The sequence below is a fragment of the Corticicoccus populi genome, assembly GCF_042686195.1.
GTDB lineage: Bacteria > Bacillota > Bacilli > Staphylococcales > Salinicoccaceae > Corticicoccus > Corticicoccus populi.
Genome location: NZ_JBHUOQ010000001.1, coordinates 629602 through 652858 on the forward strand (window position 1 = coordinate 629602; position 23257 = coordinate 652858).

At 36.7% G+C, this 23257-nt stretch carries 26 protein-coding genes; 8 read left to right on the plus strand and 18 right to left on the minus strand.

Features of this window, described 5'->3' with window-relative positions; translation table 11 throughout:
- Window positions 1-101 precede the first annotated feature (101 nt).
- Window positions 102-257 carry a hypothetical protein gene (locus tag ACFSX4_RS03320; RefSeq protein ID WP_377771520.1) on the plus strand — a complete coding sequence of 52 codons (156 nt, stop codon included), beginning with the start codon at window positions 102-104 and terminating at the stop codon, window positions 255-257.
- Window positions 258-319: 62 nt separating this feature from the next.
- Here the strand turns inward: ACFSX4_RS03320 and ACFSX4_RS03325 are convergent, their stop codons facing one another.
- The 7 genes from ACFSX4_RS03325 to ACFSX4_RS03355 are packed head-to-tail and all read right to left on the minus strand — an operon-like array spanning window position 320 to window position 4862.
- On the minus strand, window positions 320-1003 hold the full coding sequence (locus tag ACFSX4_RS03325; RefSeq protein WP_377771522.1) for an HD domain-containing protein: 684 nt from the start codon (window positions 1001-1003) through the stop codon (window positions 320-322).
- A 9-nt stretch (window positions 1004-1012) separates the two neighbouring features.
- Entirely contained in the window at window positions 1013-1762 is a 750-nt protein-coding gene (gene recO, locus ACFSX4_RS03330; RefSeq protein WP_377771524.1) for a DNA repair protein RecO, read from the minus strand.
- Between the two features lie 8 nt (window positions 1763-1770).
- On the minus strand, window positions 1771-2676 hold the full coding sequence (gene era, locus ACFSX4_RS03335) for a GTPase Era (protein ID WP_377771526.1): 906 nt from the start codon (window positions 2674-2676) through the stop codon (window positions 1771-1773).
- Entirely contained in the window at window positions 2673-3083 is a 411-nt protein-coding gene (gene cdd, locus ACFSX4_RS03340; protein ID WP_377771528.1) for a cytidine deaminase, read from the minus strand. Before cdd ends, era begins: the two co-directional genes overlap by 4 nt.
- 12 nt (window positions 3084-3095) lie before the next feature.
- Complete coding sequence (locus tag ACFSX4_RS03345) at window positions 3096-3440, minus strand: diacylglycerol kinase family protein (protein WP_377771530.1); 345 nt, start codon at window positions 3438-3440, stop codon at window positions 3096-3098.
- Between the two features lie 7 nt (window positions 3441-3447).
- Entirely contained in the window at window positions 3448-3912 is a 465-nt protein-coding gene (gene ybeY / locus ACFSX4_RS03350; protein WP_377771532.1) for an rRNA maturation RNase YbeY, read from the minus strand.
- Window positions 3913-3923: 11 nt separating this feature from the next.
- On the minus strand, window positions 3924-4862 hold the full coding sequence (locus ACFSX4_RS03355; protein ID WP_377771534.1) for a PhoH family protein: 939 nt from the start codon (window positions 4860-4862) through the stop codon (window positions 3924-3926).
- A 230-nt stretch (window positions 4863-5092) separates the two neighbouring features.
- Here ACFSX4_RS03355 and ACFSX4_RS03360 point away from each other — a divergent pair, with 230 nt between their 5' ends.
- Window positions 5093-6022 carry an aldo/keto reductase gene (locus tag ACFSX4_RS03360; protein WP_377771536.1) on the plus strand — a complete coding sequence of 310 codons (930 nt, stop codon included), beginning with the start codon at window positions 5093-5095 and terminating at the stop codon, window positions 6020-6022.
- A 7-nt stretch (window positions 6023-6029) separates the two neighbouring features.
- On the opposite strand, the gene ACFSX4_RS03365 is transcribed toward ACFSX4_RS03360, so the two are convergent.
- Window positions 6030-6542: a GNAT family N-acetyltransferase gene (locus ACFSX4_RS03365; protein WP_377771538.1), complete on the minus strand. Its 513-nt coding sequence runs from the start codon at window positions 6540-6542 to the stop codon at window positions 6030-6032.
- A 96-nt stretch (window positions 6543-6638) separates the two neighbouring features.
- Between ACFSX4_RS03365 and ACFSX4_RS03370 the strand changes: the two genes are divergently transcribed.
- From ACFSX4_RS03370 to ACFSX4_RS03380, 3 genes are all read left to right on the plus strand, one after another.
- Window positions 6639-7115, plus strand: coding sequence for a GNAT family N-acetyltransferase (locus tag ACFSX4_RS03370; protein WP_377771540.1), 477 nt, complete (start codon window positions 6639-6641; stop codon window positions 7113-7115).
- Window positions 7116-7217: 102 nt separating this feature from the next.
- On the plus strand, window positions 7218-7985 hold the full coding sequence (locus ACFSX4_RS03375) for a hypothetical protein (protein ID WP_377771542.1): 768 nt from the start codon (window positions 7218-7220) through the stop codon (window positions 7983-7985).
- 7 nt (window positions 7986-7992) lie between these two features.
- The gene (locus ACFSX4_RS03380) at window positions 7993-8859 is read left to right on the plus strand and encodes a DUF3307 domain-containing protein (RefSeq protein WP_377771544.1); all 867 of its coding nucleotides are present in this window, start codon (window positions 7993-7995) and stop codon (window positions 8857-8859) included.
- Between the two features lie 34 nt (window positions 8860-8893).
- Here the strand turns inward: ACFSX4_RS03380 and ACFSX4_RS03385 are convergent, their stop codons facing one another.
- The 7 genes from ACFSX4_RS03385 to ACFSX4_RS03415 all read right to left on the minus strand — a co-directional run bounded on the left by ACFSX4_RS03385 (window position 8894) and on the right by ACFSX4_RS03415 (window position 17540).
- Complete coding sequence (locus tag ACFSX4_RS03385; RefSeq protein ID WP_377771545.1) at window positions 8894-10324, minus strand: phosphate--AMP phosphotransferase; 1431 nt, start codon at window positions 10322-10324, stop codon at window positions 8894-8896.
- A gap of 302 nt (window positions 10325-10626) precedes the next feature.
- On the minus strand, window positions 10627-12492 hold the full coding sequence (locus ACFSX4_RS03390; RefSeq protein ID WP_377771546.1) for an AAA family ATPase: 1866 nt from the start codon (window positions 12490-12492) through the stop codon (window positions 10627-10629).
- Window positions 12493-12673: 181 nt separating this feature from the next.
- A complete protein-coding gene (locus ACFSX4_RS03395; protein WP_377771547.1) occupies window positions 12674-14821 on the minus strand; it encodes a DNA topoisomerase III in 2148 nt (715 codons plus the stop codon).
- A 129-nt stretch (window positions 14822-14950) separates the two neighbouring features.
- Window positions 14951-15643 carry a response regulator transcription factor gene (locus ACFSX4_RS03400; RefSeq protein ID WP_377771550.1) on the minus strand — a complete coding sequence of 231 codons (693 nt, stop codon included), beginning with the start codon at window positions 15641-15643 and terminating at the stop codon, window positions 14951-14953.
- The gene (locus ACFSX4_RS03405; RefSeq protein WP_377771552.1) at window positions 15640-16701 is read right to left on the minus strand and encodes a sensor histidine kinase; all 1062 of its coding nucleotides are present in this window, start codon (window positions 16699-16701) and stop codon (window positions 15640-15642) included. The genes ACFSX4_RS03400 and ACFSX4_RS03405 overlap by 4 nt, the downstream gene beginning before the upstream one ends.
- A gap of 4 nt (window positions 16702-16705) precedes the next feature.
- Window positions 16706-17092, minus strand: coding sequence for a hypothetical protein (locus tag ACFSX4_RS03410; RefSeq protein ID WP_377771554.1), 387 nt, complete (start codon window positions 17090-17092; stop codon window positions 16706-16708).
- Window positions 17082-17540, minus strand: coding sequence for a hypothetical protein (locus ACFSX4_RS03415; protein ID WP_377771556.1), 459 nt, complete (start codon window positions 17538-17540; stop codon window positions 17082-17084). Before ACFSX4_RS03415 ends, ACFSX4_RS03410 begins: the two co-directional genes overlap by 11 nt.
- Window positions 17541-17811: 271 nt before the next feature.
- Here ACFSX4_RS03415 and ACFSX4_RS03420 point away from each other — a divergent pair, with 271 nt between their 5' ends.
- The 3 genes from ACFSX4_RS03420 (at window position 17812) to ACFSX4_RS03430 (ending at window position 20422) form a co-directional block, all read left to right on the plus strand.
- Window positions 17812-18372 (plus strand): ATP-binding protein, encoded by a 561-nt coding sequence (locus ACFSX4_RS03420; protein WP_377771558.1) that lies wholly within the window; start codon window positions 17812-17814, stop codon window positions 18370-18372.
- Between the two features lie 68 nt (window positions 18373-18440).
- Complete coding sequence (locus tag ACFSX4_RS03425) at window positions 18441-19631, plus strand: MFS transporter (RefSeq protein ID WP_377771560.1); 1191 nt, start codon at window positions 18441-18443, stop codon at window positions 19629-19631.
- 80 nt (window positions 19632-19711) lie between these two features.
- A complete protein-coding gene (locus ACFSX4_RS03430) occupies window positions 19712-20422 on the plus strand; it encodes a dihydropteridine reductase (RefSeq protein ID WP_377771562.1) in 711 nt (236 codons plus the stop codon).
- Between the two features lie 76 nt (window positions 20423-20498).
- Here ACFSX4_RS03430 and ACFSX4_RS03435 read toward each other — a convergent pair whose 3' ends face one another.
- The 3 genes from ACFSX4_RS03435 to ACFSX4_RS03445 form a co-directional block, all read right to left on the minus strand.
- Entirely contained in the window at window positions 20499-21488 is a 990-nt protein-coding gene (locus ACFSX4_RS03435; protein ID WP_377771564.1) for an MsnO8 family LLM class oxidoreductase, read from the minus strand.
- Entirely contained in the window at window positions 21489-21773 is a 285-nt protein-coding gene (locus ACFSX4_RS03440; protein WP_377771566.1) for a DUF3219 family protein, read from the minus strand. It abuts the gene before it with no gap.
- A gap of 69 nt (window positions 21774-21842) precedes the next feature.
- Window positions 21843-23111 (minus strand): acyl-CoA thioester hydrolase/BAAT C-terminal domain-containing protein, encoded by a 1269-nt coding sequence (locus tag ACFSX4_RS03445; RefSeq protein ID WP_377771568.1) that lies wholly within the window; start codon window positions 23109-23111, stop codon window positions 21843-21845.
- Window positions 23112-23257 lie beyond the last annotated feature (146 nt).

Here is a 23257-nt window from a genome sequence, read left to right on the forward strand (position 1 = left end):
GATATTACTTATTGTTTGTAATTTCTATAAGAATGAGCGAAAATTTAATTATCTATCAAATCATGATTTTCATAATACAGAAGTTATAAGGAGAGAAACATATGGCAAACGGTAATACTGTTGTCAAAACCGGTCTCGGATTTGGTTCTGTTCTCGCAATCACTATTTCCTGGAGTGTAAATCAGTCGATTATCTGGGCTGTGATTCATGGGATATTCAGCTGGTTTTATGTCATTTATTACGCATTAATACGATAAAAAAACGCGTCACACTAATTCGTGTGACGCGTTTTTAATATAGTACTATTTTAAAATAAATATTATTTATAGTTCTTCAAAAGTGTATTATGAATTGAATTTTCATATCCATTTTCTTTGAAAAACATCTCCAAAAACTCAACCATATATTGATGACGTTCCTCTGCACGCTTCTTCCCCGCCGGCGTGTTCATCCGGTCTTTCAACAGCAGTAACTTTTCATAAAAATGATTCATGGATGTCGTATCCTGTTTTTTATACGCTTCTTGTGACTGATGATTTTTCGGCTCGATTAATGGATTATATAATTCCTGTCCTTTGTATCCTCCGTAGGCAAATGTGCGTGCAATACCGACAGCACCAATCGCATCAAGACGATCGGCATCCTGTACAATTTCACCTTCCAGTGTTTTCATCGGCGTTTTAACACCGGCACCTTTAAATGAAATATCCTGTATGATGTCACAAACATGCCCGATGACTGCAGGGTCCACACTCAATGATTTAAGCCAGTCGGAAGCAATCCGGGGACCTGCCTTTTCATCACCGCCTGTAAACTTCCAATCCGCAATATCGTGCAGCAGACTGGCAAGTTCCACCACTGTTTTATCAACAGACTCCTCTGTTTCATCGATGAGGATCAGACTGTTGTGGTATACTCTTTCAATATGAAGCCAGTCATGTCCTGTCCCTTCTCCGGAGAGCCGTTTTTCTACAAAATCTTTGGTCTCTTCTATAATATTCATGGTTCCCTCCTACTCCATATGCACCATTTTCCTGGCTTTAAAAAATACACCTGTATATTCATCATAAATTAACTCAATGAACTTCAGAAGCATTCTGCCGTTTTCATCGCTCATCTTTACCGATTCTATATCATCAATTTTGACATGTTTCATATATGCCGCAAGATAAAGTACACGATTACTGATTAAATTAGAACGTGCCGTTGTCTCATCAGTTAAACAGTTATTGCACAGCACACCATGATACTTAAAAGAATAATGGGAAAACTGCCTGTAATTTCGATTGCCGCATACTGCACATTCATCTACATTAAGCTCTGCACCGTAATATTTAAGCATTTTAATCGCAATTAAAGACAGCACACCGTATTTTGAATTTCCGGCTTCAAATAATTCAAGGCCTTTTACCGCCAGACGGTAATATTCTGCCGTTACATCTTCAGGTGCATCTTCTATCGCTTTTGTAATCATTTCCATCATATAAACAGCACATGAATACACTTCAAAATCATTATTCACATGTTTAAACTGCTGTACTACATCTACCTCATTCAAAGTACCGATTCCTTTAAATCGGTTATAGGTAAACAACACTTCTCTAAACCCCTGCCTGAGCACGATAAAAGGGCTCTTAGGTTTATTAAACCCTCGAGCCATCAGCGGCACACTCATGCCGTCCTCATTTAAAATTGTAATAATCCGGCTGGTTTCACTGTAATTCGTCTGCCGGATCATTATTCCCCGTTGTTGATAAATCATTCGATCACCTAGTATTCATCATCTCTGTATCCGAGATTTCGTATAAAACTGCTCTTATTACGCCAGTCTTTTTGAACTTTTACCCAAAGCTCCAAATATACTTTACTGCCAAGCAGATTTTCAATATCAACACGTGCCCGTTTTCCAATTTCTTTGAGCATTTTTCCGCCTTTACCGATGACCATTCCTTTTTGGGAGTCACGTTCTACATAAATTGTTGCCTGAACTTTGAGTTTACCGCCCTCTTTATCGGCCTTCATACGTTCAACTTCCACACCGATGGCATGCGGTATTTCCTGACTGGTCAGATGAAGTGCTTTTTCCCTGATTAATTCACCGACAATAAAGTGCTCCGGATGATCGGTTACACGGTCTGCCGGATAATACATCGGACCTTCAGGCAGATATCCTCCGATTACTTCAAGCAGTTTATCTATATTATTTCCCTGAAGTGCTGAAATAGGAACAATATCACTGAAAGACAGTTTATCTTTATATACTTCAATTTGCTTAATCAGTTCATCCGGGTGAACTAAATCAATCTTATTAAGCACTAAAATAATTGGTGTTTTAGTGTTTTTCAGCATATCAATAATAAACTCATCACCGCGTCCGATTTCTTCTGAAACATTTACGATGAATAAAATGACCTCGGTCTCTCTAAGTGTATTTCTCGCCACTTTCATCATATGTTCACCAAGCTGGTGCTTTGGCTTATGAATTCCCGGTGTATCTATAAAAATCATCTGGCTGTCATCTGTCGTGTATACACCCTGCACTTTATTACGGGTTGTCTGTGGTTTATCAGACATGATTGCCACTTTCTGACCGAGCACTTTATTCATAAAAGTTGATTTCCCTACGTTCGGCCGCCCGATAATACTGATAAATCCTGATTTAAATCCTTCGTTCATTCGTCCATATCCTTCCCTGAAAATCCTAGTGGTAATAAATCATCTACCGACCGCTTAATGACACGGCCGTCCTTACTTGTTAAATACACAGGCATATCGTCATCGCATAATTCTTTCATCACCTGTCTGCATGTACCGCATGGGCTTGCAGGATCTTTCGCATCGGTAACGATAACCAGTGCTTTAAATTTGGTTTTATTATTTGAATATGCACTGACCAGTGCACTTCTTTCTGCACATATTGTTGCAGGGTATGCAGCATTTTCAATATTTGCACCGTAAATATATTCATCCTCATCCGTAATCAGCAGTGCACCGACATTGAATTTTGAATATGGTGTATAGGCACGGCTTTGTGCCTCCTGAACTTCTGTCAGCCATTCTTCTTTGAAAATACCATCATTCATAATCGTCTCTCCCTATATTAAATTTAACAGTTTGGGTAAAAATATAATCAAGCCTGTACAAACAGCATAAATAGATACCAGAACGACTGCAAATGCACTGATATCCTTAGCATATAAAGCAAGTTCATGAAAATCCTCTGTGACTAAATCCACTGCATATTCAATACTGGTATTAAGCGCCTCTACAGTCAGCACTAAAAACACTGCACTTAAAATAAACAGCCACTCTACAGCTGAAAGCTGAAAAATGAACCCTGAAATAATCACAATCAGACTGATTAGAATATGAATTAAGAAATGCGTATCTTTACGGAACATCTGCATCATGCCGTTATATGCATATTTAAATCGTTTCATATATTACTCAGTCTTCCCTGGTGGCACCAAATGCCTCTAAAATTTCATCCTGCTTCTGATTCATCTGTACCTCATCATCCTGGTCAATATGATCGTATCCAAGGAGATGAAGAAAACCATGAAGTGATAAAAATAATAATTCACGGCGGTAGCTGTGACCGTATTCAAGTGCCTGTTCTTTTGCACGATGCGTACTCACGATAATATCGCCGAGAACCCGCACGGCTTCATCATGAACAATATCATCTTCTGCATCTTCCAGTGCAAATGAAATCACATCAGTGACACTATCCTTCCCTCTGTAATCACGATTGATATTTTTGATTTCATCATTCGTTACAAAGGATACACTCACTTCTGCTTCACCTTCCTGCTTCAAATAATCATAAGCAAATGACAGAAGCGACTCGATATCTTTACGTTCGGTATCGGAAGTAAATTGTCCTGCATCAATAAAATCCACTGTAATCATAATTTCATCTCCTATTCGTATGCCTTGATAATTTTAGAAACCAGCGGGTGACGGACAACATCCGTTTCATCCATTCGGTTGATTGCGACGCCTCTCACATTATCAAGCCGGCGGACAGCTTCAATCAAGCCGCTTTTAGTAGAGCCCGGCAGGTCAATTTGTGTCTCATCTCCGGTCACTACCATTTTTGATCCGAAACCGAGACGGGTTAAGAACATTTTCATCTGCATTTCAGTAGTATTCTGTGCTTCATCCAATATACAAAACGCATCATTTAATGTACGGCCTCTCATATATGCAAGAGGTGCAACTTCAATGATACCGCGTTCAATCAGACGATCGGTCTGCTCGACTCCAAGAACAGTGTGAAGACCATCATATAATGGACGCAGATAAGGATCCACTTTTTCTTTTAGGTCACCCGGCAGGAAACCTAAATTTTCCCCGGCCTCTACTGCAGGACGTGTTAAAACAATACGTTTTACCTGATTCTCCCTGAACATCTGACATGCCAGTACAACAGCCAGGAACGTTTTCCCAGTACCTGCGGGACCGATTCCGAAATTAAGATCATTCTTTTTAATGTTTTCAATGTAGTTTCTCTGTCCGGTTGTTTTTGCCCGGATACCGCGGCCTTTTGTATCTTTGGCGATGACTTCATTATATAAATCCTGCATGTACTCAATCGTATTATTTTTTGCCATTTGAGTTGCAGACTGAACATCCCGTAAATTGATTTTAACGCCGCGTTGAATCAGTTTGATTAAATGAATCAGAACATCCTTTGCACGTTCTATGTTTTCTTCATCTGATCCGCTGACTGTAATTTCATTGCCCAGTGTATGAATGGTCACATCAAATTCAAGCTCCAGGTAAGAGATGTGGGCATCATTCGCACCGATAAGTGCCTGTGCCTCATCGATACTTTCCATATTTATAATTTTAGGCATGTATAAACCCCTTTTTATATCTATTCAACCTTTAGGTTCATCTATATTATACGGTTTATAACAGGGCTTTTACAATGATTTAATGTGATCTGGGTGAAGGATTGGAACTTTATCATCTATTATATCAGTGAAAATGAAATTCCCAGTATTTTAGAATGAAATAATTGTTCATGCTGAAAGGCTGTGTTATATTCACGATGTAAAGTAAATAATCTTTAAGGAGTGTTTTTATGGTTGAACATGTTACTTTAGGAAAATCCGACGTGAAAGTTCACCCTGTCGGACTCGGTACCAATGCAGTCGGCGGACATAATATCTATAAGGATCTGGATGAAGAAAAAGGCCGTGATGTTGTGCGTATGGCAATTAAAAATGGTATCACACTTCTTGATACAGCATATATTTACGGGCCGGAACGTTCAGAAGAATTAGTCGGTGAAGTGGTAAAAGAGTTTAATCGTGAAGATGTAGTGATTGCTACAAAAGCGGCGCATAAAACTGTCGACGGAGAAACTGTGAAGGATAATTCACCGGAATTTTTAAAACAGTCTGTTGAAGCGGCATTGAAGCGCCTGCAGACCGACTACATTGATTTGTTCTATATTCATTTTCCAGATGAAAAAACAAACAAAAGAGAAGCAGTTGCAGCATTGAAAGAGTTGAAAGATAAGGGGAAAATACGCGCCATCGGTGTATCCAACTTTTCTATTGAACAGCTGAAAGAAGCAAATCAGGATGGTTATGTCGATGTGCTGCAGGCTGAATATAATTTATTGAACCGTGATGCAGAAAAGACTTACCTGCCTTACACTAAGGAAAATAACATCACTTTCATACCTTACTTCCCATTGGAGTCGGGTCTTCTTGCAGGTAAATATGATGAAGACACTGTGTTTGATGATTTACGTGCTGATAAACCTAATTTCCAGGGACAGAAATTTAAAGATAATTTGGAAAAAGTCAGCCGTATTAAAAAAATCGCAGATAAATATGAAGAAGAAACTGCGCATATTGTTCTGGCATGGTATTTAACCCAGCCTTCAGTAGATGTATTGATTCCCGGCGCAAAACGTCCGGAGCAGGTACTGAGTAATATCAGGGCTGCTGAGATCAAACTTGAAACATCCGATATAGAGAAAATCAGCGATATATTCTCATAAACAGATTCTACGCCCCTTCCGAGGGGCGTTTATTGTATGCTTCTTCTGTTATCATGTAAATGACAGTGTCTCTGTACCCATCGGAAAGAAGAAGGTCTTTCATTACTACATCTGTCTTTGACATCCCGATTTTCTCAAGTACCTTTCTGCTGGCAATGTTTCTTGTGTCTGCTTTCCCGATGATTCTCTTCAAATTTAATTGTGAAAAACCATAATCAAGAATCATTTCAGATACTTTTCCTGCGATTCCCTTCCCCTGATAATCTGGATGAACTACATATCCAATCTCACCAGTCATTTCACTTTGATTAATATGAAGCTCGGCGGCTCCAATCACTTTATAATTTATGACAATTACTCTGTGATACAGGCTGTCATTTTCCCCGAGTAGTTCTTTAACATGGTTAAGAGTATCCCTGTATTGATTCGGTCCCCAAACCTGGTACTGTGATACCTCTGGAATCGAAGCATATTCATGAATATCGTCCACATCTGTTGTTTTGATTTTTCTTAAATACATGTTCAGCCCTCCAAAATAATGTCTGTAACTTTTCCTTAAATGGAATGATAAAATAAATATAATAAGCACATAATTAATATTAGAATTGGTGAAAATATGAACCTGAAAGTAATTCCTATGAATCACTTTGTTGCACTGGAAATTTTGTCTTGGAGATATGAAACGCCGTATGATTTATATAACATCGTCCTTAATGATGAAGAAGTAAATGAAAAATTAAATGGATCCTACCAAGCCATTTTTGACGAAGACAAACAGATTATACTTGGTTTTTTCTGTACAGGACTCTCAGCACAGGTCCCTGCAGGAAAAGCTGCAGATGTTTATAAAGAACAGTATATCGATATAGGTCTCGGCATGTCTCCTGAATACACAGGAAAAGGCTGCGGCACTGAGTTTTTGTCCTTTATTATAAAAGAACTGAAACAGATGCACCCGGACTCACTATTGAGACTGACTGTTGCAGTCTTTAATAAAAGAGCGATTCGATTATATGAGAAAATGGGTTTTTATAAGAAAGATGAGTTCTCGAGTTCAACTGTCCGCTTTATCACAATGATACAAAAAAGTTAGTGCATATACACTGATTTTTAATAAGTTTGATGATTTAGTCTAATTTATGATATATTAGACTAAATAATCGAATTAATTAAATTTGATAAGGAGTGTCGTAATATGGGGAATGAAGTGTCTATTTTCATAATGGATGTCAGCAGGTCTTCAAAAATATCGAATGGACAGGTATTAAGCCGTTACTTAGAGAGTCTGTCACTTGATGTGAAAAACTGGTGCAAAGATACTGTTACAGTGCAGATTAGTCATCGTGCAGGAGATGAGCTGGTTGTTGCTGTGGAAGGATACTCAACAGCTTATACAATAGCCTTTTATATCAGCAGGCTGTGGAAGTTTCCGGAACAGAGACCCTATTTTGGAATAACGTTCGGGGATATTGAGGACGATTTAAAATCGATTGATCTTAATACATGGATTCATCCACTTATGAAACAGGCCAGAAAAGCGAATGATGAATTAAAAAAAGAACACCCTCATCCTGAATGCCGCTTTCAGCTTTTACCTGTATTAAACGAAAATCATCACCCGGCATCTTACAACTCATTTGAAACGCTCATTAATTCCAATCTGCAGCTGCAGCAGGAATTAATTAATCAGCAGACCGATATACAGTCTGTCGTATGCGCATTATATTTAATACTCGGCAAACAGAATAAAGTCAGTGAACACTTGGGAAGGACTACAGCCACCATATCGCATCACATGAAACAGGGAAAAACGACTCTTATTTTGAGTGCTTTCCATGATATTTTGTGTGTACTTGAATCATTGGAAAAAAAAGAACACCCGCCTATTAAGCAGCTGCATGGTAATATACGCAGCCGGGTGACGTATCAACTGGATAATCACTTTCCAAAAGAACGGAGTTGAGTGACAAATGGTCTTATTATTATTAATACTGGCACATTTAACAGCTGACTTTTTAATGCAGTCCAATCAAATGGTAAAAGAAAAATTGAAGTATTTGAATCCACACATATTTCATCATTTTCTCGTGGCAGGTGTTTCATTGGTGATTATCTGGGGATACCAATATCACTTTCAAAACATTCTCATGCATTTCCTGTTACCTTTAGCCTTTATCATTTTCACACATTACTTGATTGATATTTCAAAGATAAAAATAAGCAGCAGATACCAAGGAAGAGCAGCCTCTGATATGAGACCTCTTGCAGTATTTCTTTTGGATCAAGGCCTTCATCTCGCGGTGATTCTAACTGCCGGTATCCTGTTTTTTAACATTACTGCTGAGAGTATTCGTCTGTTTTTTGAAAATGGATTCAGCACTTCTTTAAATTTTCCTGAGACAATCGTGTTTATTGTGATTGTATATATACTGGCCACAACTGTCAGCGGAGTGATTGTTAAACATATCATTGGGACTATCCCGTCTTCCCTTGCTAATTTTGAAGGCGAAATGACCCTGCAAAGCCGGAAGAATGCTGAAAAGGGTAAAAAAATTGCTGAAATCGAAAACAGTTTTACAGAAGCACACCACTACTTTACGTACTCAACACCAATACGTTCACGCGGTCGCTACATTGGATATTTGGAACGGCTCCTTGTGATTATACTTACTGTTTCAGGCGCATATGAAGCCATTGCTTTTATCATTGCTGCAAAAGCCATTGCACGCTTTAAACAGCTGAATGACAGGAACTGGGCGGAATATTTTTTACTGGGAACTTTATCCTCCATTTTTCTCGCTGTCATCCTTGGAATATTAGTCAGACAAATTTTATAAGCAGATAAAAATCTGCTTATAAAATTTAAATCTATTAAATGCCGTCCAGCCTGGATTCACAGATCTCAATAATTGTTTCCAGTGCTGTAATTCTTGCATAACGCTTATCATTTCCTGATATCACTTTCCACGGGGCATATGATGTATTGGTCAAGTTCACCATATCCTCCCCCGCTTCAAGATAAAGATCCCATTTTTTACGGTTACGCCAATCCTCATCAGTTAATTTCCATTGTTTTTCAGGTCTGCCCTGCCTGTCCAGAAACCGTCTCAGCTGCTCACCTTTATCAAGTGACAGGAAGAATTTAATTATAATTGCGCCGGAATTATATAACGACTTTTCAAAATCATTAATCTCTTCGTATGCTTGTGACCATTCTTTTTTTGTCGCGAATCCCTCAATCCGCTCAACCAGTACCCGGCCGTACCAGCTGCGGTCAAAAAAGCCGACATGTCCGCTCCTCGGTATTTTAGATGCGAACCGCCATAAATAATGATGTCTCAGTTCAATATCCGTGGGTGAGCCGACCGCATTATACGTATAGCCTGTCGGATCAAGCAGTGCGCGTGTCCGTTTGATATTTCCGCCTTTACCGGCGGCATCCATGCCCTCATATACGAGTATGAGCGGTCTTTTCTCTTTGTACAGCTGAAACTGTATCTCACGCATTCTTTTTTGAAGCTCAGGCAGACGTTCTTTATATACTTTTTTCTCTACTGTCTCCTTGTCAAAATCAAAATTAAATAATTCTGTTTCAAAGCCGGTTGTAAAACCGCCCGACACTTTTTCGCGTATATTTTTTTGCTCTTTCTTAATTCTTTTGTTCAATTTCTTAATAATGGTTTTGAATAATTTCTTCACCGCATGTTTTTTGTCATCAAAATCAATTTCGGTCCATGGACAGTATGCATCGTGGGCGATAAAACGCTCCATCTCACCTTCATAATTAAAGTGTTCAAGCCTCTCCTGAAATTCTTCAGCTTTCCATTTCAATATTGGATTCTTTTTTATCTTCTCTATATGATGCTCACGTACATCTTTAGCTGTATCAATATAAAATTTCAAAATTTCATAACCGTTTTGAATTAAGGTTTTTTCAAAGTTGTCCATATCCTCTTCAATTTCATCAAAATCCACTTTAATATTATCCCTGATATTATTTTCTTTAAACTCAATGTACTGGGCATACCAGCTTCTGAAATGAATATTGATATCTCCTTCTTTGGGAAGATGATTCCAATATCTGTGCATAAATGAGTGTCTCAAATCAAATTCTCTCGGCGGTCGGGTTGCGATAAAATCCGTATATTTTGCATCGAGTGCCATGTAAAGTGCATTTGATAAACGGGATTTCCCGGACGCCGGGGGTCCTTCAATCACTATCATAACCGGGATTCCAAGGTTATGTATCGTCCGCGTTACCTCTCCAAGCTGGAATTCTAATTCTTTGTCTGGTTCCACCATCTGCATCCCTCCAGATTAAGTCTTAATTATATACTACCCTAATCTATCATTATTCAACAGAATATTCTGTGATTATTTACTGCTTATCAGTCTACTCTCTGATGAAAAAACTTTATAGTGGACAAACGATTATAAAGTTTTAAGTGAATACTTTGGAACATTGCGATAGAGGGTTAGATGTATGTAGGTGATGAATTTTAAGCTTTTGAGAAAAAGCACAGTTGAATGTTTATCAACATAGTAATATTTTTCAAAATGTTTCTTAATTAGATCTTCCTTTTTGGAATTACTATTACACTAAATCATTCTTCTGATAACTTTTCGAATAATCTTTTAAAATTATTAACGGTATTATCGCTTAACTCAATCTCACCTTTAGTTACGGCATCTGCAAATAAATTAGAGAAGAGCACTTTTAAACTATTATCACTTTGTATAATTTCAGAACTATAATCCTTATTTATTTTTTTATAGTCTTCATCATCGATTAAGGATTCTATTGTTAATGCAGTTTCATTTTTAGATTTTGATAAAACATCCTCTATCATAATTATATTTTGACTTTCAAAATTTTTTGCCTCCTCAGTTCCTTCTTTAAAGCCATATGATTTTAATATAGCTTTTCTACCATTTACTCCTGCATTGTCCGAATCAAATAATGCTTTAAATTGAAAGCCCCATCCCCACAAAATATTAGTCAAATAAACAACATTACTAGCACCAATACTTGGAATAAACTTCATACCTTTAATATTTATCTTATTTGCCATTACATCAAGATAAATTGCATCTGAATAACCTTCCGTAATGATATTCATATTAAGTTCAGTCATCCCTATATTCTGATAAATTTTCATTCCTAATGCACTTATTAATGGTGAGAGCGATTCACTTTTTGACAAGCCATCAATTTTTTCAGACAGTATGCTTGTAATGATTTGCGAACTACCCTTTGTATTTTTTTGCACTGTTCTAATACGATCTAAACGATTTTCGTTCAGCATAAAAGGAGAATGTGTAGTATAGACAATTTGATTATCATCTCTTGATAAATCATCAAATAGTTCTAACACCTTTTTTTGAGCATCAACATGTAAATAGACACCAGGTTCATCAATCAAAAAGATAATATTTTCATTCTCTAAGTTATTTGCGAGAATATCAACATATAAATTAAGGTACCACTTCAATCCTTGACTTCGTTCAGAAACAGATAATATTGGACCGTCTGTCTTTATATAAAGTGAAAATCGATTTCTACTCATATCTGCCAGAATACTTACATTTTCTTCTTGTTTATAAAAATCATTAAACCCTTTTTCAACTTTTGTCTTAATACTATTCTTAATTTTTTCTTTTGCATCCATTCCCCGACCATTATCCGGATGATCTATACAAGCAGTTCTAATATCATCAATACTACAACCTGATGCTATTAATAGGTTCTTTAACGAGCCTAAACTAGGACTATCTTTTTCCAAAAAATCATTACTAACTTTATATTCACTTAACAAACTATTTTCTACGTATTTATAGAATTTCGGGAACATGTTATAGGCTCTTTCAAAATAATTCTTTAGATAATCATAAGTTTCTTGCATTATTGTTTTTTCTTCAATCGATAAAAGTTCTATAATCTTTTCTTTTATTCTATTTAGATGATTTAAGTAGTCAGGGACTATATAATTATTAGCACCTCTTAAATAATTAAAAACTATTTCAATATTATTCGAATTAAAATTTTTAATTTTATCTTTATATTTTTTTAGTAGTTCTCCTATGATTTCTAAGTTACTTTGAAATTCTTCTTTGTTAAAATATTCTTGGATTCCTCCAGAAATAGATATTCCAAATGGTTCGTACTCTTTAGAAATACAAAATAAGGATTGCTTATTATTTGATTTTAATCCCAATAGTTGAATTTCTGTGTCACTAAATGAACATTCTACATCAATTACCATTTTTGCATTGCCTGCACCTTGCGGTATATTTTTATAGGTGTTGGGTGGCAAACCATTTATTAATGATATCGATCCTAAAATATCGATAAGATTGCTTTTACCTGATTCATTTTTACCTATAACAGCTGTGACTGAAGAGTCAATTTTTAACTTAGTTCTCTCTTCAATAGACTTATAATCTGTTATCCAAATAAAGTCTAATTTCATATACATTCTCCTTCTAAAATTCTTATAGAATAAAAAAAAACGATGACCCATTACTTGTTTTCTGATTTTAGTTATAGATATAATTCAGCAACATATATTTTGATATCCTAATCCAAAAATTTACTAAAGACCCATAAAAATATAATAATTCTTTTTTAGGTATCATTGGCAAATTATTCTTTTAAAATTTCAGACCTTTCAGCTTTTCAGCGAGCTGATTGTTAATCGGCTCATCATCATTATTCATATATTTTTTAACTGTTTTACGATCAACTTTCCCACGGCTTTCTTTTTTCTTTCTGGCTTCAAATGCAGATAGTTTTTCACGATGTCCGCATACACATGTGAAAATCTGATTGTCACCGGAACCGCTGAGTGTGAGTTTCTTCTTACATTTTGGACATCTAGCATTTGTTGTTCTCGCAACATTCTTCTTATATCCACAGTCTCTGTCCTGACAGACCAGCATTTTACCTTTCTTCCCTTTGACTTCAAGAAGTGGTTTCCCGCAGTCCGGACAGTCTTTACCTGAAATATTATCATGTTTGAACTTTTTACCGCTCTCTTTAATTTCAGTAATAATTTCTTTTGTATGGTCCTTCATTTCTTTAATAAACACTTTTCGGCTCAATTGATTCTTTGCGATTTTTTCGAGTTTCTGTTCCCAGACTGCTGTTGTCGCAGGAGATTTCAATTCTTCAGGTACAAGATCCAGCAGCTGTCTGCCCTTTGAGGTGATACGGATCTCACTGCCGTTTTTCTCAATCAGGAAGGAATTAAATAATTTATCGATGATATCAGCACGCGTCGCTACGGTGCCGAGACCGCCGGTTTCCTCAAGAATCTTCCGCATTTTATTATCTTTAATGTCACTGTATTTTGCCGGCTTTTCCATAGCGGATAAAAGTCCTGCCTCAGTAAAGCGCTTCGGCGGATTCGTTTCCCCTGTCGTGATACTGCATTCTTTCACTTTCAGTATCTCACCTTTGTTTACTTTAGGCAGTGATGTGTTTTGAGAAACATCACCAAACACTTTTTTGAATCCTTCTTTAACGACATTTGTTCCTTTCGCTGTAAACTGTTCGCCGTCGATTTCCCCGCTCACTGTCATTTCTTCAAATTCATGCGGCGGCATTAAAACTGCAATAAATCGTTTAACAATTAAATCATAGATTCTACGTTCTTTTTCACTTAAATCGCTCAAATGAACAGTTTCCTCTGTCGGTATAATCGCATGGTGGTCACTGACTTTTTTATCATCTACATATGATTTATTTGCTTTCACCGGAGAATTCAGAATCTGTACAGCATAAGAGCGGTATTCACCGATTCCGCATGCACGAAGTCTTTCAGGAATAGTTGAAACAATATCACTGGAAAGATATTTAGAGTCTGTTCTCGGGTATGTCACAATTTTATGACGTTCATAAAGATTCTGCATGACATTTAACGTTTCCTTTGCAGATAAGCCGAACCTGTTGTTGGCGTCACGCTGCAGTTCTGTTAAATCATATAAAGAAGGTGCGTATGTTTTCTTTATTTTAGAATGAACATCCGTGACTTTTAAATCCTTATGACTGACTTTGTTTTGAATTTTCTTAATGAGTGATTCATTGAAAGTGGATGTTCTGTTTTTATCATCCGACCACTTAAACTTAATACCATCAGTCAGCACTTCAAGGCCGTAGAATGTTTCAGGTTTAAAATGTTTAATCGCTTCTTCTCTTGTAAAAATCATATTCAGCGTCGGCGTTTGTACACGGCCGCAGTTCAGCTGCGCATTGAATTTTGTCGTCAATGCACGAGATGCATTGAGTCCGACATACCAGTCTGCTTCACTTCTCGCGACTGCCGCCTGGTACAGTGCATAGTAGTCACTGCCCGGCTTCAACTGTTTAAAGCCTTGTCTGATTGCTTTATCAGTAACTGAAGATATCCAGAGTCTTTTAACCGGTTTATTTACTTTGACTTTATCTATCACCCATCTTGCAACAAGCTCACCCTCACGCCCTGCATCTGTTGCGATAATAATCTCATTGACATCTTTTCTGACAAGCTGGGATTTCACAGCGTTAAACTGTCTGCTCGTCTTTTTAATTACCATTGTCTGGAGCGGTTCCGGCAGCATCGGAAGATCTTCAAGCTTCCATTCTTTTAATTTCGTATCATACATTTCCGGAGATTTTAAAGTCACTAAATGACCCAGTGCCCATGTCACGATATAATTTTTTCCTTCTATAAATCCATTGCCTTTTTTATGGCAGTCCAATACTTTCGCAATATCTCTGGCCACTGATGGCTTTTCTGCGAACACAACACTTTTTGCCATGTGTGTCATCCTTTCATTCTTTAAACTAGTCTATATTATACAGAAAAAGCCATGGATAAGATATCCTTGGCTTTCCGGTAATTTTGAATGACAGAATACCATTCGATTGTTTACTTATGTCCTCCTCAACTATATGTCCTTCACCAGTTTGTATCCAATCCCCCACACGGTCTGTATTATTTTGGGCTTGGATGGATTCTGTTCGATTTTCTCCCGTATTTTCCTTACATGCACAGTGACTGTAGTGTTGTCTCCTAATGCATCCAGTCCCCATATTTTTTCGAACAGCTCTTCTTTAGTGAATACGTGGTTGGGGTGCTGTATCAGGAAATAAAGTAAATCATACTCTTTTGCAGTCATTTCAACTTTTAGTCCGTTGACTGTAACTGTTCTTGCCACGTGGTTAATTGTTACACCCTTCAAGGAAATTTCTGCGGAAGCACCGGACTGATTTTTAATGCGGTCATATCGGTTCATATGCGCTCTGACTCTTGCCGTAAGCTCATTGGGATTAAAAGGTTTTACAATATAATCTGCTGCGCCGTGGCTGAATCCTGTAAGTTTTTCAAAATCCTCACCTTTTGCAGTCACCATTAATACCGGAATGTCTGTCCGTTCACTAATTATTTTCGAAATTTCCAATCCGCTTTGGTCAGGAAGCATCAGGTCTAAAATAATCAGGCGGTACTGATGATTATCCAGCAGTTTAAAGGCAGTTTTACCATCACCCGCAATATCACATGTCAAACCGTTCATCTCTAAATAATCTTTTTCAAGTTCAGCAATACTCCGTTCATCTTCTATAATCAAAATATCTGTCATAACATCACCTGCGGAAGTTTAATGGACACGACTGTCTCTTTATTCAAAAGGCTGCTGATATTGATTTCTCCGTCGTGTTTTTCAATAATTCTTTTTACGATTGCGAGACCGAGTCCGCTCCCGCCTGTAGTTGAATTCCTCGATTGATCTGTACGGTAAAATGTTTCAAATACATGCGGCAGGTCGTGTTCATCAATACCGGCACCATTATCCTTAATGTCTATATACACGAAACCGTCTTTACTGAAAATATTAATTTGAATCAAAAGAGGCTCCTGTCCTCGGTATTTAATACTGTTCCCAATGATATTTGAAACCGCTCTGTAGAATTGTTCACGGTCTGCTGATACAGCTAAGTGTTGTGAACCTTGTAATTCAATCATTATTTCCGGATGATCCAATTGATATTCACTTACAATATCACTAAAATACGGCGCCAACTGAACCGGACTAAAATGAAATTCCACCTCTTCAAGGTCAAGTTTTGAGTACAAAAATAACTCATTTATCATAGATTCCATCCGTTCAATGGACTGATTGATTGTTTCTGTATACCTATGACGCTTCTCTACTGTATCAGCGACACCGTCAGCAATGCCATTCACGTAACCTTTCATAGAAGTGAGCGGTGTTTTTAAATCGTGGGACAGGCCTGCCATCAGTATCTGTCTGTTTCTGTTATATGCATCTTCTTTTTCACGAAGTGTCTTCAAATTTTTCCGCATCGTCTCGAACGAATCGGACAGACTGCCGATTTCATCGTTTCTGTTAACAGTAACAGGCGTATCAAGGTCGCCTTCTCCAATTTTCCGGGCATGTTCATTAAGCATTTGAATCGGCCGGATAATGTGTCTGCTGACGAGCCATGAAATCGTTACATTCACCAGTAAGAATACCAGTATGATGGATATGAAACGCAGCGTAATAAACGTGCCTGTACTGCCGTTAAGAGATACAATAATTAAATATCCCAGAACGATATCGATAAAAAACAATGAAATCACCGGTACAATCAGCAGTATTATATTGGATAGAACCATCTTTTTTGTAATTGACATATGATCACCCTGGTTGGTTGATTATCTTTATTATACCTAAAGAAATCAGGCCTGTAACCGTTCCCCATATGATATTTGTCATAAATACACTGATGAACGCAAATGGATTCGTCAACGGACCCATTAACGCTCCCAGCAGTACAGGTGAGAGAATACCGCTTAAAATAACTGAGGCCGCTGCATAAAATATGCCTGTCATAACTAAGTGCTGCACCGGTGTTTTTACATTTTTATAAACCATGATGATGATCCAGACAGCTGATATAATCAAGGTCAGTGATATGCTTGTGTATGGCTGACCAATCATTTCTGTAACACCCAGTATGCTCATCAACGGCCGGATTAAAGCAAATGCAGACAGCAGAATAATTAATTTCCAGTTAAACTTCATTGTCCGCACCCCTGTCTTTATAAAATACTTTTGATAACAGTAAAGTCATTGTCCCGAGTATTACACCCATCACAACTCCTGTCGATAAACTGCTGATAACCGCAAATCCCCTGATTATTATTTCAGATGGAAAAGCTGAACCAGAAAAATTCCCGCCCAATGAAACACCTTGAGGAAAAGCCGCCGTCCATAACAGCTGATGCGTGACCGCAAGAAACACACCATATATGACGCACAGCATTAACATTGTGATAAAAGGCCGCCTCACCCTTTTCATCAGTATATATACTATCCAGATAAATATCGGAATAAATACAAACAACGCATTTACAAATGTACCTTCTTTAATCATAGACAAATCATGAAGTATGACCCTCGGCACTCCTGCTAAGGATAGAAGTACCATCTCAAAAAAATGAATTCCAAAAACCGCTTTAAAATTTTTCACATTAAATCCTCCCATGTATCGTATACCTTTACTCTACATAGCATCTGTTATTAAATAATTATCTAATTCTTAAATATTTCTTAAACCATTGATTGGAAATTTTATCCTAATATAGTTTTTGTTTCAAGGTATATTAGGTTATGATAGGATTAAAATACTGTTAACTTGTAATTTAATCCTGCTGTTTTAAAAAGTATTTCCTGAAGTTGTTGATAAGTTAAAGTATCTTCCAGTTAAATATGCAAATTAGAAAATAGAGATGAGGATATTTATGAAGAGATTAGCTGTAGTTACTGTTGGAATGACTCACAGTGGCAAAAGTTCATTTGCAGAAAAATTAGAAAGCAGGCTCGATAACTCTTTTGTCTTGGATCAGGATAATCATGCTGCGTTTATTAATACATATTATCAAAAGCTTCAGCCAAAGAATGGGACTAATACACTCAAACATTCAATTACCGATTTACTTACTGATTATGCGATTGTAAATACCGACCTTCATTTCATTACCTGCAGTTCAAATCTTGTTAAAAAAGGGAGAACTTATCTTCTTGAAACATTCTATAACAAAGAATTATTCACCCGTATATTAGTATATTTTGATATTCCACACGACATCTTGAAGAATAGAGTGAAAAACAGTGTACGAAATACAAATATTTTTAGAGGTGACTATACTAATTTTGAACAGGTCCTTACGCGTCAGATTAATGAAAATTATTTAACAGACGCACAACCTTCCGCAGAAGAAGCAGATTATTTATTTGTAGTAAAAAACAATGATGAGGTCGATTCTATTATTAAAGAAATCATTGCTATAGCTGAGAAGTAATCAGCCTTCCCAATATGTAAAATTCAAATATTAATGTACGATTGGTTGCTGTTACAGGAGGAATCAGGATGTGGACTAATAAAAATTTTCTTTACTTTTTAAGTGGTCAGATTGCTTCATCAATAGGATTGGCTCTGTTTACAACTTCTCTGCCATTTTTGGTTATGTATTTGAATGGAAATGCCAGTGACATTAGTGGTGTTCAGAGCATGTTTATTGTCCCGCAAATTTTCATTTTATTAATTGGCGGAGTGTTTGTAGACCGTCTGCCGAAAAAAACTGTGATTATTCTTTTAAATATTCTAAGAGCAACAGCATTATTCATCATTTCCGTACTGATTTTTACCGGTAGAATTGAACTCTGGCATATATATGTACTTACCTTTCTACTTGGACTATTCAGTACAATCTATCAACCTGCTTTAAGAGCATTCTTACCTTCTGTAATATCCAAAGAATTTTTAATAAGGGCAAATTCATATCGTTCGATGATTAGAGAAACATCTGAAATGATTGGGCCGGTGTTTGCTGCATTTCTTGTTACAGCTTATGGTATATTCCTTACGTTTGGTGTTACAGCTGTTTCATTCTTACTTGCGGCTGTTTCATATGTTTTTATTGCAGTAAATCGTCCTCCGGATCCGAATACACGAAATACAATAATGAGTGATTTCAAATCAGGTGTCAAAATATTATTTGAAAAGAAGTGGCTTGGTTCAAGCATCTTTATCGGCTCAATCGTCAATGTAGGTATTGCATCTTTTGATGTTATCATTCTCCCAGTGTACGCAGAATATCATTTCGATGGTATTCAAAGTTATGGTCTACTGTTATCAAGTATGGCAGTCGGTGCATTTTTAGGTGCTCTTGTCATCAGCAGACAGACTAAAATAGAAAAGCGTATGAAAAAATATTATAGTTTCATGCTTATATTAGGTTTATCAATCCTCTTATTATATTTTATTAATCATTTTTATATTGTGTTAATTATAATGTTGTTGATTGGTTTTTCAATTTCATCATTCATTATACTTTGGGACAGTACTATACAAGAACTGATTGAAGAAAAATTCCTTGGCAGGATTATCAGTCTTCAAATGTTCGGAGGTCTACTCCTTTTGCCTGTAGGTTATTATTTTTTCGGTGTAATCATTGATTATATCAATTTTGAAATCAGTATTATAATCAGCGCATTAATTATAATACTCTCTGCTCTAACCGGTCTTCTGATACGGAAAATTTACGGCATTCATATTTAAAATAAAAACCCCCAAATAATTGAGAATCATTATCAATTATTGTATATTATAAATAACACTATATAAAGGGGAATTAAATCATGCAGATTTATTGGACTAAAATAAACCGTATTATTGATGAGACGCCGGAGGTAAAAACATATATGCTTGATTGTCCTGAGGGGTTCACTTGGGAAGAAGGATCTCATACCCATTTCGCATTAAAAGGATTCAATGCCGGGGAAAAACCAAATAGAAGTCTGATTCGTCATATGTCCATCTCAACTCTGCCTCATGAAAATTCAATCGGCATTACGACACGTATTAAACCGGAGTGTTCTGAATTTAAATCTATTCTAAGAGATATGGCTGTCGGCAGTGAAGTTGCACTGTTTAAAACACATTCTAATGTTCCGCTTAAACGTGAAAACAAAAATGTATATCTCCTGTCATCAGGAGTCGGACTCGCAACATTCAGACCTCTTGTGATGGACTATCTTGGGCGTATGGATAATGTGAATCAAATTCATTCTTTAAATATTGATTCAACAAAAGACTTTTTATTCCCTGATATTTTCAATGCACTTCCGAATCAGAAGTTTTCAGTTCAATTTGTAGATAACCGCATTCAGTATTATGATGCAGTAAAAGAGCTGGCAGATGATCAGGACGGACTATTTTATGTCGTCGGCAGTGATGAATTTTTGCAGCAAAACATTGAAATTTTGCGCAGTAAAGGAATAGACCCGGCACAAATTGTACTCGATAAACATCCACAGCAGCGTTCGGGCTTTTTGCCTGAGGAAATCTGATCATAAAAATCCCCCCTTATATTTGTGGGCAACCTGAAGTTTTAGGACTCTACAAATTTAAAGGGGGCTTTATTTATTATTTATCGAGGTATTCTTTAATCAGACGAAATGAGTTTATTTTATCTTCAAGTAAATGAGTATTAGTAGAAATCATCAATTCATCGACGTTTTCATCACTGTAGATACGTTCAAGCATGTTTCCAACTTCCTGCTGGCTGCCGATAATCATACTATCCATACGATGACTCACTTTTCTGTTTTCTTCTTCCGTTAGAATAAATGATTTAGCTTCTTCAACGGACGGCAGGCGGTCATCATTTTTACTTTCTCCAAATTCTCTTTCTTTCATAATACCAAAAATGATTGAACTCATTGCGATATCACGGGCTTTTTCTGTTGTCTCTGCGCAAAAAGCAGTAATTGTAACAATCACTTTACCGTTATTGCCTGATAGATTATCTTTGTAGGTCTTCAGCACTTTTTTGATATCCCCGGCATTTGACATGAACTCACCGAAACAGTAATTAAGTCCTGCCTGTCCTGCTGCCTCAGCACTCTTTTCACTCGTTCCAAGCATCCACACTTCAGGCACTTCTTCATTCTTCGGTGTAATTTTTAATTTATAGTCTGTATTATCATAGTTGATATAGTTGATAAGTTCTTTTGCAAGTTCCGGCATATTCAATGCATTTTTTAAATAATTATCACTTAATGCTTCAGATACTTCTGCCGGTCCGCCGGGTGCACGGCCAATACCAAGATCTATTCTTCCCGGATATAATGCAGATAAAGTGTGGTACTGTTCCGCTACCTTAAATGGTTTATAATACGGCAGAAGTGTCGCTCCAGATCCGATTCTGATATCTTTTGTCAATTGTCCGATTGCTGACAGCACCACTTCCGGCGCTGATGAAGCAAAGCCCGTCATTCCATGATGTTCAGCAATCCAAAAACGATAAAAACCGGATTTATCTGCAAAAACTGCCAAATCCACTGTATTGTTCAGTGCGTCCCTGGAAGATTCTCCTTTTGATACAACTGCCTGATCCAGTATACTTATTTTCAATTACGACGCCGCCTTTACATCTTTTAAGGTGACATTGTATTCCCCCACCTGGCCGGCTTCATAAAGATTTGTCCGGTCGGTATAATAATTTACAATTTTCCCACGAAAGTTTAAATTTCTTTCAGGAACCTCCACATCAAAAATCTCCTGATAAAGCAGTACAGCAATATCATGATATTCGTCACTGGTTACATCAAAAATAATTTGTATTTCTGACTGACCATCGTTTTCTTCATAACTTTTCAAATCGATTGATACATTATTTAAAAGAATTTTATTTACCATAAATCATTCACTCCATTCCTGAATAACTGTAACATGAGATAATTGATTTTCTTAAAAATTTGCCTGTGATTAACTGTTACCCACTAAGAAATCTACTATAGTAGGATTGGCAGTTCTTACCGCATGAACATTACTCGAATCATTCCCACCAAAATTAAGTGTCATTTTCCCGGACTGCATGAAAGACATCACTGGTATGTTTACGAAACTGTATGGAAATGCAATAAAATGTCCGGCATCTTGGAAGTCCAAAAATATATCCTTTGGATGAGTGCGTTGTGTTCTAATTAATTCTGAAAATGCTGATGACGGCCAAAGCTGATCATCAGCTCCTGAAATTAACATTATTGGACAAGAAATATTTTCAACATCAATCATTATATTTTTTAATTTTGAGGATTTCTTGAGAGAATGAGTCCATATTTCTAAAAAGCTCATTGGTTTATTTCGAAAATAATTCGTAAATGATTTAAAAATTAAAGATGGTGAAAATCGTGTTTTTAAATATGGAAGTGGTACACCATCGAGTGTCCAGCTTTTTACAGGAGCAAAAACACCTTCTCTCATTCCGGAAGTTATATAGGCTCCAGGCGCACCAGCAATGATTGATTTATAATCATCATAAACTGATCCAAGAAGCAAAGCCAATTCCGCTCCTTTAGAATATCCAACCAAGTGGACATTCCCGTCACATCGTTCATGATTTTTAAGATATTCCGTTGCTTCCTTAAAATATTCCAATGGAATATTCTCTAAATTTTTCGGCAGATTCTCACTATTAAAATACGGTAAGGCGTATACAAGAAAATTATGAGAAGCTAAATATGCGGCAGATTCCGCTTTACAGCCACCGTCAGAACCACTCAACAATATAACGGCAGGAAATTCTCCACCTTTCTTTGGCTCAAATAACAGGCCCTTCCTGTCAGAAGTCGAATATTCTAATTTTCTAACAGGTTTTCTATAATAGATTAATTTGAAATCTGTAATATACAACACCTTGCCTTCAGCCATCACTCTTAAACTCACGAGAATCGGCAACTCATTATTTTTTTCAAAATAATCTTTTCTTCCAGCAGCTTTTTCTTTCATAGACCATAAAATCCCATTGGAGTCAGCAGTGTAATAATCACCTTTTACTGGGGATTGTTCATCCAAATTCACCTCATTATTATTCGGCATGTATTCATTTACCGATTTGAAAATTTTATTATTATCGTCCTTCATCTCAGTAATTATAGTTATTAATTCTTCCGGGCAGTTTTTTATCCGTAATTTCAAATCTTCATCGATAAAAACCTCTTCCTTCAATCCTTCAATATATACCAATAAAATCACCAACATCTTCTATTAATTTATGTTATTAAAACTCAATGTGCTTATTATATCAAACTTTATTTTTACTCTTATAAATATGTGCAGACTAAAAAAAGAACCTGCAATCTCACTGGATTACAGATTCTTAAAGTTCTATATAAACGCTC